We start from the raw sequence: 15,794 nt of genomic DNA, 5'->3' as shown, positions 1-15,794 counted from the left end.
GGCGGGAGCTTATAAGTAGCGGCTCATTTTCAATGAAATTAGATTAGCGGTTACGTGCGTATTGTTCTTGTCGCGCAATTGAACACTTACAGAAAAGATTTTGATATCTCAGCGGGCGTTCGGTTGGATATGGACTGGCGCTATCCCATTAAAAATGGCTGACGATTGTAGCCCGGTATCTATCCGTCTGCTCTCTTTATCGACGGTAGAGGACGACCTCTACCGCCTGTCGGCAGCCTCGTCGCCAAGACTCAAGCACATTCCAATGCTGGTATTAATTCCGCGCCGTATGCGCTGGCTGCCATGCCTGCGCCAAGCTTGACTCGAATCAATTCTTTCCCTATCTGGGATTAATACCAGATCAATTATTCTGCGCTTTTAATAAGCTTCTTTTGAATTGATAGGGTGCGCCGCAACTTTTTACTCCGACGGATAGTTTTCTCGTGACTAAACTGATGGTCGAGATCAACTCGATGTTAAGAGGGCCAGGCATGCGCCATTGTTCTAGAGTTCTGCTGCTCGTGTTACTGGTTTTACCAAGTGTCCTTTGGGCGCAAGCGAAATCCAGTAGCGATGTAAGTTACCGCCCAGATGTCACGATTACACTTAGGACCGACATCGCAGATGGAAAACTCGTCTATGTCAGTGAGTCCGGCCCGACGCGTGGCGAAGTGAATCCCGAATTGCGGGTGCCCGAAGGTGCGGTGGTTCAGATCAATCTGATCAATGGCGACGGCGCAGTGCATGATATCGCCATACCTGAATTCGACGCTGCGTCCAGCGAAATTTCCGGCAAAGGCGCGGCGACCGGAATCGTGTTTCGTGCGACCAAAAGCGGGACGTTCGAGTACTACTGCACACTGCCTGGCCACAAGGCTGCGGGAATGGTCGGCAAGCTGATTGTGGGCGATGGACCGGCGGCGGTCGTCGAACAAGGCAAGGATTTGTCCAAGGATCCGATGCAGGTAGGTGAGCCGGTTGGTGACCGTGAGCCGAAGAGCATCACCCTTGACCTTCGCACGACCGAGGAGGAGGGCCGCCTCGCCGACGGGAGTACCTACAAATTCTGGACGTTCGACGGCACGGTGCCCGGCCCCATGGTGCGGATACGCGAGGGCGATACCGTCACCCTTAATCTCAGTAACGAGCCTGACAGCGCCCATATCCATTCCATTGATCTGCACGCCGTGACCGGCCCGGGTGGTGGTGCGGCGGTTACCCAGGTGGCACCGGGGCAAACACGCTCCTTCACCTTCAAGGCATTGCAGCCGGGGCTATACGTCTATCACTGCGCTACGCCGATGGTTGCGCAGCACATCAGTAACGGCATGTACGGACTGATTCTGGTCGAGCCGGAGGGTGGACTGCCGAAGGTCGATCACGAGTTCTATGTAATGCAGGGTGAGCTGTACACCGCCAGCCCCAGGGGCGCGCGCGGTCTGCATGAGTTCTCGTTGGACATGCTGCTGGGTGAAACGCCGCAACACATGATGTTCAACGGCGCGACCGATGCGCTGACCAAGACCCACAAGATGGAAGTCAACGCAGGCGACAGCGTGCGTATCTTCTTCGGAGTCGGTGGCCCCAACCTGATCTCCAGCTTTCATGTGATCGGTGAAATCTTCGACAAGGTCTTCGACCAGGCTTCGCTGACCAGTCCGCCGCTGACGGATGTGCAGACGACCCTCGTACCTGCCGGCGGAGCGACCATGGTCGAGTTCGTCGCGGATTACCCGGGCAGATACATCCTCGTTGATCACGCCCTGTCGCGCGCCGAGAAAGGCCTGAGCGGTGTGCTGACGGTGAAGGGCGACGCGGATTCCTCGATCTTCTCCAGCCCCGAACCGATCGATCCGCACTCCGGGCACTGAGCGCGGTTGCTTATACGGCAGCTAACGCTGCGAAGGAGAAAGCATGCAGGCTCGAAAGCTCTACGGCCCGTTGAAGATCCTGAGTGTGGTCGTGCTGGCGCTGATGTTCGGCGCGATGCTCTATGCATTCACGATGACGCTCATTCACTGGACAGGCATCAATGTCTGAGGGCACGCCATGAACAACCGTCAAGCGAGGCTCTTCGCGATTGCTGCAACCGGTGTGGCGACGCTCGTGTTCATCGGGCTGACGGTGGATAGCCACCGGCAGTTTCCCAAGCTGACCAATGCCGACAGCATCACGGCGGAGGTCAAGCACGGGATGGATGTCTGGCACAAATACAACTGCATCAACTGCCACACGTTGTTCGGCGAGGGCGCGTACTACGCGCCCGATCTGACGAAGATCACCCAGCATCGCGGCGAGCCGTATCTGAAGGCTTATATGCGCGATCCCTCGAAGTTCTACGACGAGAAGATCCATCGGCGTCTGATGCCGAAACAGGACCTGGCCGAAGACGAAATCAGTGACCTGATCGCCTTTCTCGACTGGGTCAGCAAGGTGGACAACCAGGGCTGGCCGCCGCGACCGATCCTGGTGACCGGCAGTTTCGTGCCGGGTGCAGACACACTGAAGACTGGCGGCGAGCAGCGCAGTGATATACCGCCTGGTGCCCGGCCGGTGGATGCCGGGGATGACGAGCGTGCGCTGGGTGAGCAGGTTTTCCGAGGCGCAGTGCCTGCCTGCAATGCCTGCCACTCCACCGCACCCGGCGCTGATATGGCTGGCCCCACGCTCGCCGGTATTGCAACTCGGGCGGCGGCTATCGTCGCGTCGCCCGACTACCAAGGGCAGGCGCAGGATGCGCGCGGTTATATCCGCGAGTCGATCGTGTCACCCAGCGCGCACATCGTTCCCGGCGCGATGTATTCGGCAGACGGCACCTCGTTCATGCCGACCGGTTACGACGGCAGCCTGACGGATGAGCAGATCGATCAGCTGACAGCCTATCTCGAAACGCTCAAGTGACACGACGGCCAAGCCGACCCACGTTCGCTTCAAGGGGAAACTACGATGCGCTATCAGTCCCAATCGGTCGCCTACTGGTACTTCGCGGTCGCGATGGTGTTGTTCGGCCTGCAGCTGGTGTTCGGCCTGCTCTCGGCAACCAAGTACATCGGGCCGGACCCGCTGTTGTATATCCTGCCTTTCGACGTGACCAAGGTGATTCACACCAACCTGCTGATCGTCTGGGTACTGACCGGCTTCATGGGGGCGACCTACTGGATGATTCCGGAAGAGTCGCGCGCCGAGCTGCATAGCACCAAGCTGGCCTATGTACAGCTGGTGCTTTGGACGCTGATGGGCGTCACGGCGATCATCGGCTACCTGTTCCGCTACGGCACCGGCAACAAGCTGCTCGAGCAGCCGTTGCCGCACAAGATCGTCATCGTCATCTGCATGCTGATCTTCCTCTACAACATCGGCATGACGATCCGCAAAGCGGGGCGTTTCACCACGACCGAAGCAGTGTTGATGATCGGCTTTGTCAGTGCCGCACTCCTGTACTTGCCGGCGTTGCTGCATTACGAGAACTACACGGTTTCCATTTTCTATCGCTGGTGGACGATTCATCTGTGGGTCGAAGGCGTCTGGATGATGATCATGGGCGGCTTCCTGGCCTACCTGCTGATCCGCTTGTCCGGCGCGGATCGGGAAGTCATGGAGAAGTGGCTGTACGTGATCGTCGGCCTGGTGTTTCTCGCCGGCATCCTTGGCACGGCGCACCACTATTACTGGGTCGGCGTGCCCACTTACTGGCTGCCCATTGGCGGATTCTTCAGCGCGCTGGAGCCGCTCGCACTCGTCGGCATGGCCGCCTATGCCTACGGCGCCATGCGTCGCTCGGGGCTGGCACACCCGAATACGCTGGCGTTGCATTGGACGATCGGCAGTGCGCTGTTCTCGCTATTCGGTGCAGGGCTGCTGGGCTTGGCTCATACCTGGCCGAGCGTCAACAAATGGACCCATGGCACGCTAATCACCGCGATGCACGGCCATGCCGCGTTCTACGGTGCCTACGCAATGATCGTCATGGCGATGATCAGCTATGCCTTGCCATCGCTGACTGCCGGACGACGGGAGCAGGGCACGGCGCTGGGCTACTGGGCATTCTGGCTGCAAATCACCGGCATGTTCGGCATGACGCTGTCGTTTGCCACCGCAGGCATTGCGCAGGTCTATCTGGAGCGAATCATGGGCATGGGCTATCTGGATGCACAGCTGAAGATTCAGATCCATTTCGTGATGCTCATTGCCACCGCGTCGCTGTTCACCGTGGGCGTTGCCCTGTTCATCTACGACTTCTTCCGCTACACGCCACGCTTCGTCCTGGATGATACGGAGTCGGTGCTTGCAGAGAGGGAGGTACACCCGACGTGACGTTGCCCGAATACCCGCCACTGGCGAAAGCAAGCGAGGGGGAGCCGTTCTACGTACCGTGCGGCAATGAAGTCGCGATGTTCGAGCGCTGCCATGCGCGTGGCTTGGCAGTCATGCTCAAAGGGCCGACCGGCTGTGGCAAGACCCGCTTCGTCGAACACATGGCCTGGAAACTGGACCGGCCACTGATCACGGTGGCTTGCCACGATGATCTGTCGGCCAGCGACCTGATCGGGCGTTTCCTTATTCGCCATGACGGTACCGTCTGGCAGGATGGCCCTCTCACCCGCGCCGTGCGTGAGGGGGCCATCTGCTATCTGGATGAAGTCGTCGAGGCGCGCCAGGACACCGTGGTCGTCTTGCATGCCTTGACCGATCACCGGCGCCTGCTGCCAATCGACAAGACCGGTGAGTTGCTGATGGCTGCGCCGGGCTTCCAGTTGGTGATCTCCTACAACCCGGGCTACCAGCGCATGCTCAAGGATCTCAAACCGAGCACCCGCCAGCGCTTCGTGGCCATGGACCTGGATTTCCCGGGCGAAGATGCGGAGGCGAAGATCGTCGAGCGCGAGAGTGGTGTCGACGCACCGACTTCGCGTGCCCTGGTCATGCTGGCCCGCAGGCTGCGAGCGCTGCGGGACCGCGGCCTGGCCGAGGTGCCGAGTACTCGTCTGCTGATCGCCGCGGGTGCACTCTGCGTCGATGGCATACCCGTTCGGGAAGCGTGCCTGGCGGCAATCGTCTCGCCACTTTCGGACGACGAATCCCTGGTCGGAGCGATGCGCGATCTGGTCGACGGAACCTTCATCTAGACCATGGCCGAAGCCGAGGAGGTTCTTACCGACGCTGCGCGGCATGCCACGGTCTTCGCCCAGCGCCTCTGGCGTCGCTACAGTCCTGCGCCGGACGCACCGGCAAGTCTATCGCTGAGCGAGGTGGCGGAGCGTCTGGAACTGCTGCTGTCGGCGGTGTTCGGCAACAGCTATCGGCTGCGCATCGCCCAGCCGCCAGCGCGACCGACCTTGCTGGGCAACTGGTTCGGCCGCACCCCCAGGCCGCAGCGATTGGCGGCAGTACCGGCAACCGATGGCACAAGCATCTGGCTTCCTCGCTCGCTGGATATCCCTGATCGAGCACTGGCGGCGAATCTCTACAAAGTAATGGCCTTGCAGCAGGCAATGCGCATCCGCCGCGGTAGTGCTCTGAGCCTCTGGCGCAGCCTCCCGCCACTTGCCGGGGCGCTGTACCACCTACTTGAAGTCCAAGCGGCCGAGCGTGAACTGCTGGAGGAAATGCCAGGGTTTGCTGAATCGGTGCGGGCATTGCGTGCCTGTGCACACGCACGTCGTCCACCGCTGAGTGCATTTGGTTCGGCACGACGCCCCCTGGAGGCTCGCGTGCGTGCATTGCTGGTTGGCGAAGCTGATGGTGTTCCGCAGTCACCTACGCCTGAAGCGTCGTGCGAGCTGGCCGTGCGATTGTTGGCTGAATGGGGGCTGGAACCTGCCTCTGGAGGACGCATCGGTCAGGAGCCGCTCTTCGCTGATTGGTGGACCGGCATGCTGTTGGCACCTTCGCCGCACCATCAAAACTCCGCCGGCGCTCAGAGTCAGTTCGACCCCACTCAGGCAGCGCCGCAGAGCGTGCGCCTCGAACGACGCCCCGACATTCGCCAGGCGCGCCCCGATGAGGATGAATCGGAGGAAAGCGGACCGCTGATGATCCAGCTGGACGAGCCACATCCCCACGCTGAGGACCCGATGGGCTTGCAGCGGCCCATCGATCGGGACGATGCGGATGCGGAGCTGTTCGGTGAAATGCTCGGCGATCTTCCTCAGGCGCGTTTGGTGGCGTCACCAGGGCGACCCAAAGAGGTGTTGCTGGCTGATGATCCTCCGGATGCCTCTGCTATCGCGCTTGCGCCCGGCGTTTCGGTTCTGCAGCGAGGCATCGCCTATCCCGAATGGGACTACCGCAGGCAGCATTACCGCGAGCAGAACGCCCTCGTGCAGGTACGCACGGCCCCGCCGGGTAATCCAGTCTGGGTAGCGGAAACGCTCGAGTCCCATCAGGGATTGCTCGAGGGGATTCGCCGCCGCTTCGAATTGCTGCGCACCCATCGGGCCTGGTTGCGCGGTCAGGTCGATGGCGATGAGCTGGACCTGGATGCCTATGTGGATGCGGTTGCGAATCTGCGGGCTGGCAGCGGGCTGACCGATCGTCTGTACCGCACGCAGCGTTGCGCGGAGCGGAACCTGGCCATCCTGCTGCTCATCGATGTCAGCGGATCGACGGACAGCTGGATATCCCAGGGGCGACGCGTGATAGACGTCGAGCGCGAAGCCTTGTTGCTGGTCAGCATCGCGCTGCAGAGCCTGGGTGCGCCCTATGCGATTCAGGCATTCTCAGGGCAGGGCAGGGAAGCGGTGGTGGTCCGCGATATCAAAACCTTCGAGGAGGCTTATGGCCAGGAGGTAGCGCTACGCATAGCGTCGTTGGAGCCGGAGCATTACACCCGCTGCGGCGCGGCGATCCGTCACGCCAGCGCCAATCTCATGTGCCAGCCGGCGGCCCGTCGACTGCTGCTGGTGTTGTCCGATGGAAAGCCTAGCGACAACGATGACTACGAAGGGCGATACGGAGTCGAGGACACCCGCCAGGCGGTTCTGGAAGCCGTGCTGCAAGGTATATCGCCGTTCTGCCTGACCATCGACCGGCAGGCCAGCGCCTACCTGCCGCGCATATTTGGCGCAACCCGTTATGCACTGTTACCACGCCCTGAGCTCCTGCCTACCGTTCTACTCGACTGGATGAAGCGTCTGGTGCAGGGATAGTTGGCCAGCATATGTCCTCGATTTTCGGCTGGGCTGACGTAAGTAGTGATTCGCCGGCCGCGGCTCGGCTTTTGCTCGGCGCGACGGGCAGGGTGACTTATGTCAATCGAGCCACTAGAATGCTTGCCCATTCTGGGGCCGGAACGCCCGGCTTATGTCTGTGCAACGAGGAAAATCCATGCAAGTTTCTGTTGAAAGCACCTCCGCTCTTGAGCGCCGCATGACCATCGGCGTGCCGGTCGAGCGCATCGAGACCGAAGTCAACAAGCGTCTGCAACAGACCGCCAGCCGTGCCAAGATCCCTGGTTTCCGTCCCGGCAAAGTGCCGATGAGCGTGATCCGTCAGCGTTACGAAGAAGCCGCCCGTCAGGAAGCGCTGGGCGATCTGATCCAGTCGACATTCTATGAAGCCGTCGTTGCCGAGAAGCTGAACCCGGCCGGCGCGCCGTCCGTCGAGCCGAAAGTGTTCGAAAAGGGCAAGGATCTGGAATACGTCGCCACCTTCGAAGTGTTCCCCGAGTTCGAAGTGGCCGGTTTCGAGGCCATCGAGATCGAGCGTCTGCAGGCCGAAGTCGCCGATGCCGACGTCGACAACATGCTGGAAATCCTGCGCAAGCAGAACACCCGTTTCGAGAACGTCGAGCGCGCTGCCGAGAGCGGCGACCAGCTGACCATCGATTTCGTCGGCAAGATCGACGGTGAGACCTTCGCTGGCGGTTCGGCCAAGGGCACTCAGCTGGTGCTGGGCTCCGGTCGCATGATTCCTGGTTTCGAAGACGCGCTCGTTGGCGCCAAGGCCGGCGAAGAGCGCGTGATCAACCCGACCTTCCCCGAGGACTATCAGAACCTCGACCTGGCCGGCAAGACTGCCGAGTTCACCGTCACCGTGAATGCCGTCGCCGCTCCGCAACTGCCCGAGCTGAATGACGAATTCTTCGCCCAGTTCGGCGTGCAGGAAGGTGGCGTCGAAGGCTTCCGTGCTGAAGTGAAAAAGAACATGGAGCGCGAGCTGCGTCAGGCCATCAAGACCAAGGTGAAGAATCAGGTCATGGAAGGGCTGGTCGCTGGCAACCCGATCGAGGTGCCCAAGGCGCTGATCGACAATGAAGTGAACCGTCTGCGCGTGCAGGCCGTTCAGCAGTTTGGCGGCAACATCAAGCCCGAGCAGCTGCCGGCCGACCTTTTCCAGGAGCAGGCCAAGCGCCGCGTTGTTCTGGGTCTGATCGTGGCCGAAGTGGTCAAGCAGAAGGAGCTCAAGCCTGATGAGGCCCGCGTTCGCGAGCTGATCGAGGAAATGGCCTCGGCCTACCAGGAGCCGGAGCAGGTCGTCGCCTGGTACTACAAGAACGCTGAGCAGTTGAACGAAGTTCGCTCGGTTGTGCTCGAAGAGCAAGTTGTAGATACTGTCCTGCAGCAGGCTAAAGTGACCGATAAGTCGGTCTCCTACGAAGAAGCTGTCAAGCCTGCGGAAGCCCCGCAAGCAGCCTGATTTCTTCATATATTAGAGTGCACAAACATAAGCCAGCCTCGTGCTGGCTTATGTCTTTTGAGGCATGACATAGGGAGTATCGTTGGAACATGTCCCGCAATCCTTTTATGCAAGCTCCGGACATTCAGGCCGCTGGTGGCCTGGTCCCGATGGTGATCGAGCAGTCCGCTCGCGGCGAGCGCGCCTATGACATTTATTCCCGACTCCTCAAGGAGCGGGTGATCTTCATGGTCGGCCAGGTCGAAGACTACATGGCCAACCTGATCGTCGCGCAGATGCTGTTCCTCGAGGCCGAAAATCCCGAGAAAGACATTCACCTGTACATCAACTCCCCGGGCGGCTCGGTGACTGCAGGCATGTCGATTTACGACACCATGCAGTTCATCAAGCCGGATGTGTCGACCATCTGCATCGGCCAGGCCTGTTCCATGGGGGCTCTGTTGTTGACCGGTGGCACCGCGGGCAAGCGTTACTGCCTGCCGCATTCGCGGATGATGATCCACCAGCCGCTGGGCGGCTTCCAGGGTCAGGCTTCGGATATCGAGATCCACGCACGTGAGATTCTGACCATCCGCGAGCGCCTGAACAAAGTACTGGCTCACCATACCGGTCAGCCGATGGAAGTGATTGCCCGCGATACCGACCGCGATAACTTCATGAGCGGTGAAGACGCCGTCAAGTACGGCTTGATCGACCAGGTTCTGACCCAGCGCCAACTGGCGGTCTGATCCCTGCAGCCTGCGATATGTGGCTGCTCCGTGGGCTTGAAAAAGCCCACGATTGCCTTCATCTTGTGTTTCAAGCCTTCCCGATTGGATCGATCGAATGACTGACACCCGCAACGGCGAGGACTCCGGCAAACTGCTCTATTGCTCTTTTTGCGGCAAAAGCCAGCATGAAGTACGCAAGTTGATCGCCGGGCCCTCCGTTTTCATCTGCGACGAGTGCGTCGACCTGTGCAACGACATCATCCGCGAGGAGGTGCAGGAAGCGCAGACCGAGAGCAACGCGCACAAACTGCCTGCGCCGAAGGAGATCAGCGGCATTCTCGACCAGTACGTCATTGGTCAGGAGCGCGCCAAGAAGATCCTGGCGGTGGCCGTTTACAACCACTACAAGCGCTTGAACCAACGCGACAAGAAAGAAGAAGTCGAGTTGGGCAAGAGCAACATTCTGCTGATCGGTCCAACCGGCTCGGGCAAGACGTTGCTGGCCGAAACGCTGGCACGCTTGCTCAATGTGCCCTTCACCATCGCCGACGCCACTACCCTCACCGAGGCGGGCTATGTGGGCGAGGATGTCGAGAACATTATCCAGAAGCTTTTGCAGAAGTGCGATTACGACGTTGAGAAGGCCCAGATGGGCATCGTCTACATCGACGAGATCGACAAGATATCCCGCAAATCCGATAACCCGTCGATTACTCGGGACGTATCCGGTGAAGGCGTGCAGCAGGCACTGCTGAAGCTGATCGAGGGCACCGTTGCGTCCGTCCCGCCACAGGGTGGTCGCAAGCATCCGCAGCAGGAATTCCTGCAAGTGGATACGCGCAACATCCTGTTCATCTGCGGTGGTGCGTTTGCCGGTTTGGAGAAGGTCATCCAGGGTCGTTCAACTCAGGGTGGTATCGGCTTCAATGCCGAGGTTCGCAGTAAGGACCCGGGCAAGAAGATCGGCGAGGCGTTGCGCGCCGTGGAGCCTGATGATCTGGTTAAGTTCGGCCTGATTCCTGAGTTCGTTGGCCGTCTGCCGGTGATCGCGACGCTCGATGAACTCGATGAGGCTGCGCTGATCCAGATTCTGACTGAGCCGAAGAATGCGTTGACCAAGCAGTACGCCAAGCTCTTCGAACTCGAAGGCGTGGATCTGGAGTTCCGCCCGGATGCACTCAAGGCAGTCGCTTCGCGCGCTCTTGAGCGCAAGACCGGCGCACGTGGTCTGCGTTCGATTCTTGAAGGTGTGTTGCTCGACACGATGTACGAGATTCCTTCGCAGAAGGAGGTCAGCAAGGTTGTCATCGATGAAAGCGTGATCGAAGGCACATCTCAGCCGTTGCTGATTTACGAGAACACCGAGCCGCCAGCCAAGGCGGCGCCTGAGGCGTAATCGAACAAAGGGGCCTGCGGGCCCCTTTGCATTTGGTCCGCCGCCTTGTTTTTTACGGTGTGTGCCCTCATCTTTGTTGCAAGGGCATCGCCCATCCGTTTACCGCCGAATGGCCGCCGTAGAGCTGAATTATGAAGACAACCATCGAATTGCCCCTTTTGCCGCTGCGCGATGTGGTGGTTTACCCGCACATGGTGATCCCGCTTTTCGTTGGCCGTGAAAAATCCATCGAAGCACTCGAATCCGCCATGGCCGGCGATAAGCAGATTCTCTTGCTGGCGCAGAAGAACCCCGCTGATGACGATCCAGGTGAAGATGCGCTGTACCGTGTTGGCACGGTGGCGACCGTGCTGCAGCTTCTCAAGCTGCCAGACGGAACCGTCAAGGTACTGGTCGAGGGCGAGCAACGTGGTGTGATCGAGCGCTTCGTCGACGTGGATGACCACTGCCGCGCCGAAGTTTCCTTGATCGAAGAAGCTGAGGTCGACGCGCGCGAATCCGAAGTATTCACGCGCAGCCTGCTCAGCCAGTTCGAACAGTACGTGCAGCTGGGCAAGAAGGTTCCCGCCGAGGTTCTTTCCTCGCTGAGCAGCATCGATGAGCCCGCGCGTCTGGTCGATACCATGGCTGCGCATATGGCGCTGAAGATCGAGCAGAAGCAGCAGATTCTCGAAATCACCGACCTCCCGGCGCGCGTCGAACACGTACTTGCGCTGCTTGATGCCGAGATCGACCTGCTGCAGGTCGAAAAGCGCATTCGCGGTCGCGTGAAGAAGCAGATGGAACGCAGTCAGCGCGAGTACTACTTGAATGAGCAGATGAAGGCCATTCAGAAGGAGCTCGGCGATATCGACGAGGGCCATAACGAAGTCGACGAGCTGAAGAAGCGCATCGAGAACGCCGGCCTCAGCAAAGACGCCTACACCAAGGCCAACGCCGAACTCAACAAGCTCAAGCAGATGTCGCCGATGTCGGCCGAGGCGACAGTGGTTCGTACCTATATCGATTGGCTGGTAAATGTGCCGTGGAAGGCTGCCAGCAAGGTGCGCCTGGATCTGGCGAAGGCTGAAGAGGTACTGGATGCCGATCATTACGGCCTAGAAGAGGTCAAGGATCGTATCCTCGAGTATCTTGCCGTCCAGAAGCGCGTGAAGAAGCTCAAGGGGCCGGTGCTGTGCTTGGTAGGCCCGCCGGGCGTGGGTAAAACCTCGCTGGCCGAGTCGATTGCACGCTCGACCAATCGCAAGTTTGTACGCATGGCACTGGGCGGCGTACGGGACGAGGCCGAGATTCGCGGTCACCGCCGTACTTACATCGGCTCCATGCCCGGTCGTTTGATTCAGAAGATGACCAAGGTAGGGGTTCGCAACCCCCTGTTCCTGCTCGACGAGATCGACAAGATGGGCAGCGACATGCGAGGTGATCCGGCGTCGGCTCTGCTGGAAGTGCTCGACCCCGAACAGAACCACAATTTCAACGATCACTACCTTGAGGTCGACTACGATCTTTCGGACGTGATGTTCCTCTGCACCGCCAACTCAATGAATATTCCTGCGCCGCTGCTCGACCGTATGGAGGTCATCCGGCTGCCGGGCTACACCGAGGACGAGAAGGTCAACATCGCCATTCGTTACCTGGCGCCCAAGCAGATCGAGGCCAACGGCCTGAAGAAAACCGAGTTGGAGTTTCAGGAGGCGGCGATTCGCGACATCATCCGCTACTACACCCGCGAGGCGGGTGTGCGCAGCCTGGAGCGCCAGCTGGCCAAGGTATGCCGCAAGGTCGTGAAGGAGCATGCCGCGGAGAAGCGTTTCCACGTGGTCGTGGACGCCGAATCCCTTGAGCATTTCCTGGGCGTTCGCAAGTTCCGTTACGGGCTTGCCGAACAACAGGATCAGGTAGGGCAGGTCACTGGCCTTGCCTGGACCCAGGTTGGCGGCGAACTGCTGACCATTGAGGCTGCTGTGGTGCCCGGAAAGGGCCGCCTGACCAAGACCGGCTCGCTGGGCGAGGTCATGGGCGAATCGATCACCGCGGCTCTTACAGTGGTTCGCAGCCGTGCCGCGAGCCTGGGCATGGCGGCTGATTTCCACGAGAAGCAGGACATTCACATCCACGTGCCCGAAGGTGCGACTCCGAAAGACGGCCCGAGTGCCGGTATCGGCATGTGCACTGCACTGGTTTCCGCGCTGACTCAAATTCCGGTGCGCGCAGATGTCGCAATGACCGGCGAAATAACATTGCGCGGGCAGGTGCTTGCAATTGGCGGATTGAAGGAAAAACTTCTGGCTGCTCATCGGGGTGGGATCAAGACGGTGATCATTCCGGAAGAAAATCAGCGTGATCTGAAAGAGATTCCTGAAAATATTAAGCAAGACCTGCAGATTAAACCGGTGAAGTGGATTGACGAGGTCCTGCAAATTGCGCTGCAATACGCGCCGGAGCCCTTGCCCGATGCGGCTCCCGAGATTGTTGCAAAGGACGACAAGCGCGAGCCTGATTCCAAGGAGCGAATCAGCACGCATTAGTCTGGAAGGCCACGTTGACACACTTCAGGCGCCCTTGTTTAATCGGCCTCTTGTGTCATAGCCATCTAGCACCGCTTTGCTTACACCCGAAAATTAAAGATACGACTCAACAGAAATAAGGGGACTTAGAGTGAACAAGTCGGAACTGATCGATGCCATCGCTGCATCTGCTGATATCCCAAAAGCTGTTGCTGGCCGCGCGCTGGATGCAGTGATCGAATCCGTCACCGGTGCCCTGAAGGCTGGTGACTCCGTGGTACTGGTTGGTTTCGGTACTTTCGCTGTCAAGGAGCGCGCTGCGCGCACTGGTCGCAACCCGCAGACTGGCAAGCCGATCAACATCGCTGCTGCCAAGATCCCGGGCTTCAAAGCTGGCAAGGCTCTGAAAGACGCTGTCAACTAAGCGTCTTTCTACCCGGCCAGTCAGCTCGCGCTGCACTGGCACGGGGCGGTTGTCGAGCAGGCCTGGCCTGCTGCAATCTGGCTTGGGGGAATAAGCCCAACCGCTCCAAAAGCTCCGAGAAGGCGCATCCCTGGATGCGCCTTTCTTTTATCCGGTTTCCACCCGCGTTGCGCATCCGATCGCGCCGCAGACTCCTGGGGGTCGCATGCTTCAGAACATCAGGGACAATTCGCAAGGCTGGATAGCCAAAACCATCATCGGCATCATCGTAATGCTGCTGGCGTTGACTGGCTTCGAGGCTATCTTCAATGCCGCGAGCAACAACCAGAATGCCGCGGAGGTCAACGGCGAGGAGATTTCCCGTTACGACCTTGACCAGGCAATGAACATGCAGCGGCGCCAGCTGGCGCAACAGCTTGGCCAGGATTTCGATGCTTCGTTGCTGGATGATCGTCTGCTTCGTGATTCCGCGCTCGGTTCGCTGATTGATCGCATGTTGCTGTTGCAGAGTGCCAAGAGCGCCAATTTCGCCTTCTCCAGCGAAGCACTCGACCAGTTGATTCTGCAAACCCCCGAATTTCAGGTTGACGGCGCTTTCAGCGCTGCACGTTTCGATCAGGTCATCCAGCAGATGGGCTATTCCCGTCTCCAGTTCCGCCAGCTGCTCGAGCAGGAAATGCTCATCGGACAGCTACGGGCCGGCATCTCCGGAACCGGATTCGTTACCGATCAGCAGGTTGATAACTTCGCGCGTCTCGAAATGCAGACCCGCGACTTCGCCACTCTCACCCTGCCTGCTCAGCAGGAGGCAATTGAGGTCGGTGACGAACAGATCAAGGAATACTACGAGGCAAACGCTGACCGTTTCCGTACACCTGAGCAGGTCATCGTCGAGTATGTCGAGTTGAAGAAAGAGTCATTCTTCGATCAGGTCGAAGTGTCTGACGAGGAGCTGCAGGAGCTTTATCAGAAGCAGATCGCCAATCTGGCCGAGCAGCGTCGCGCTGCGCATATCCTCATCGAGACCGGCGGTGAGCTGAGCGACGACGAAGCCAAAGCCAAGATCGATGAAATTGCTACCCGGGTGAAGAACGGTGACGACTTCGCTGCAGTCGCCAAGGAAGCCTCTCAGGATCCAGGTTCTGCGAGCGAGGGTGGTGACCTTGGATTCGCCGGACCGGGTGTATATGACCCGGCATTCGAAGATGCACTCTATGCCTTGAATGAGGGCGAGGTCTCGGCACCGGTCAAATCCGAATTCGGCTGGCACATCATCAAGCTGCTGGGTGTTCAGTCGCCGGAGGTTCCTGCCTTCGAGAGCTTGAAGCCCCAGCTGGTACGCGAGCTCAAGGCGCAGCAGGTCGAGCAGCGCTTCGTCGAGACCAGCAAGCAGCTGGAAGATTCGGCATTCGAAGCATCCGACCTGGCCCAGCCCGCTCAGGAGCTCGGCTTGATGGTGCAGACCACGGAAGCCTTCGGGCGTGACGGTGGCGAAGGCATCACGGCCAATCGTCAGGTGATCCAGGCTGCTTTCAGCGACGAAGTACTGGTAGATGGCGCCAACAGCAGCGTCATCGAGCTCGATCCCGATACCTCCATTGCGCTGCGCGTGAAGGAACACCTGAAGCCTGCGGCTATCCCGCTTGCGGATGTGCGTGAGGATATCGTCCAGCAGCTTCAGCGCAGCCTGGCTGCCGAAGCGGCACGCGCCAAGGGTGAGCAGTTGTTGGCGGACCTGCGTAAAGGGCAGCAGCCTGATGACGGCCAATGGCAAGCCGTAGAGGCTGCCACACGCAGTCAGGAAGGCGTTGCGCCAGCCCTGTTGCAGGCGGTATTCCGCATGCCGCGTCCAGAGCAGCAGGATAAGCCGAGCTATTCCGGCGTGGCGCTGAGCAACGGCGATTACGCGGTTGTACGCCTGAACGGCGTCAATGAGCCGGAAGCGGCGCTGACCGATGAAGAGAAGCTGAATTATCGACGCTTCCTTGCATCTCGCGTCGGCCAGCAGGACTTCGCAGCGTTTCGGCAGAAGCTGCAGGCTGAGGCGGAAATCGAAAGATTCTGACTGCCAACTGACGGACGAAACCACTCGGTTTCGTCCGTCAAACAGAGAGGACGCC

The 15,794-nt window shown here is 59.5% G+C and carries 12 protein-coding genes; all 12 read left to right on the top strand.

Annotated elements, in window-relative coordinates:
* Positions 1-443 precede the first annotated feature (443 nt).
* The 12 genes from nirK (at position 444) to LLJ08_RS10870 (ending at position 15,739) form a co-directional block, all read left to right on the top strand.
* Entirely contained in the window at positions 444-1,871 is a 1,428-nt protein-coding gene (gene nirK / locus LLJ08_RS10920) for a copper-containing nitrite reductase (protein ID WP_228207011.1), read from the top strand.
* A gap of 43 nt (positions 1,872-1,914) precedes the next feature.
* Positions 1,915-2,040, top strand: a complete 126-nt coding sequence (locus LLJ08_RS20975) for a hypothetical protein (RefSeq protein WP_015277086.1) — start codon at positions 1,915-1,917, stop codon at positions 2,038-2,040.
* Between the two features lie 9 nt (positions 2,041-2,049).
* Positions 2,050-2,901 carry a c-type cytochrome gene (locus LLJ08_RS10915; RefSeq protein WP_228207009.1) on the top strand — a complete coding sequence of 284 codons (852 nt, stop codon included), beginning with the start codon at positions 2,050-2,052 and terminating at the stop codon, positions 2,899-2,901.
* Between the two features lie 45 nt (positions 2,902-2,946).
* On the top strand, positions 2,947-4,314 hold the full coding sequence (locus LLJ08_RS10910) for a cbb3-type cytochrome c oxidase subunit I (RefSeq protein WP_213574371.1): 1,368 nt from the start codon (positions 2,947-2,949) through the stop codon (positions 4,312-4,314).
* On the top strand, positions 4,311-5,126 hold the full coding sequence (locus LLJ08_RS10905; protein WP_213574374.1) for a CbbQ/NirQ/NorQ/GpvN family protein: 816 nt from the start codon (positions 4,311-4,313) through the stop codon (positions 5,124-5,126). The genes LLJ08_RS10910 and LLJ08_RS10905 overlap by 4 nt, the downstream gene beginning before the upstream one ends.
* Before the next feature lie 3 nt (positions 5,127-5,129).
* Entirely contained in the window at positions 5,130-7,148 is a 2,019-nt protein-coding gene (locus LLJ08_RS10900) for a nitric oxide reductase activation protein NorD (RefSeq protein WP_228207008.1), read from the top strand.
* 178 nt (positions 7,149-7,326) lie between these two features.
* Positions 7,327-8,637 carry a trigger factor gene (gene tig / locus LLJ08_RS10895; RefSeq protein WP_014820285.1) on the top strand — a complete coding sequence of 437 codons (1,311 nt, stop codon included), beginning with the start codon at positions 7,327-7,329 and terminating at the stop codon, positions 8,635-8,637.
* A gap of 89 nt (positions 8,638-8,726) precedes the next feature.
* Positions 8,727-9,365, top strand: coding sequence for an ATP-dependent Clp endopeptidase proteolytic subunit ClpP (gene clpP / locus LLJ08_RS10890; RefSeq protein WP_014820284.1), 639 nt, complete (start codon positions 8,727-8,729; stop codon positions 9,363-9,365).
* A gap of 97 nt (positions 9,366-9,462) precedes the next feature.
* On the top strand, positions 9,463-10,743 hold the full coding sequence (clpX, locus tag LLJ08_RS10885) for an ATP-dependent Clp protease ATP-binding subunit ClpX (protein ID WP_014820283.1): 1,281 nt from the start codon (positions 9,463-9,465) through the stop codon (positions 10,741-10,743).
* Between the two features lie 131 nt (positions 10,744-10,874).
* Positions 10,875-13,271 carry an endopeptidase La gene (gene lon, locus LLJ08_RS10880; protein WP_228207007.1) on the top strand — a complete coding sequence of 799 codons (2,397 nt, stop codon included), beginning with the start codon at positions 10,875-10,877 and terminating at the stop codon, positions 13,269-13,271.
* A gap of 130 nt (positions 13,272-13,401) precedes the next feature.
* Positions 13,402-13,674, top strand: coding sequence for a nucleoid-associated protein HU-beta (gene hupB / locus LLJ08_RS10875; RefSeq protein WP_003282502.1), 273 nt, complete (start codon positions 13,402-13,404; stop codon positions 13,672-13,674).
* A gap of 205 nt (positions 13,675-13,879) precedes the next feature.
* Positions 13,880-15,739 (top strand): SurA N-terminal domain-containing protein, encoded by a 1,860-nt coding sequence (locus LLJ08_RS10870; RefSeq protein WP_228207006.1) that lies wholly within the window; start codon positions 13,880-13,882, stop codon positions 15,737-15,739.
* The last annotated feature ends 55 nt before the right edge of the window (positions 15,740-15,794 follow it).

Origin of the sequence: Stutzerimonas chloritidismutans (assembly GCF_020783375.1) — a bacterium.
In the GTDB taxonomy this organism is placed as follows: domain Bacteria; phylum Pseudomonadota; class Gammaproteobacteria; order Pseudomonadales; family Pseudomonadaceae; genus Stutzerimonas; species Stutzerimonas kunmingensis.
This window is presented reverse-complemented; position numbering and strand designations above follow the sequence as displayed.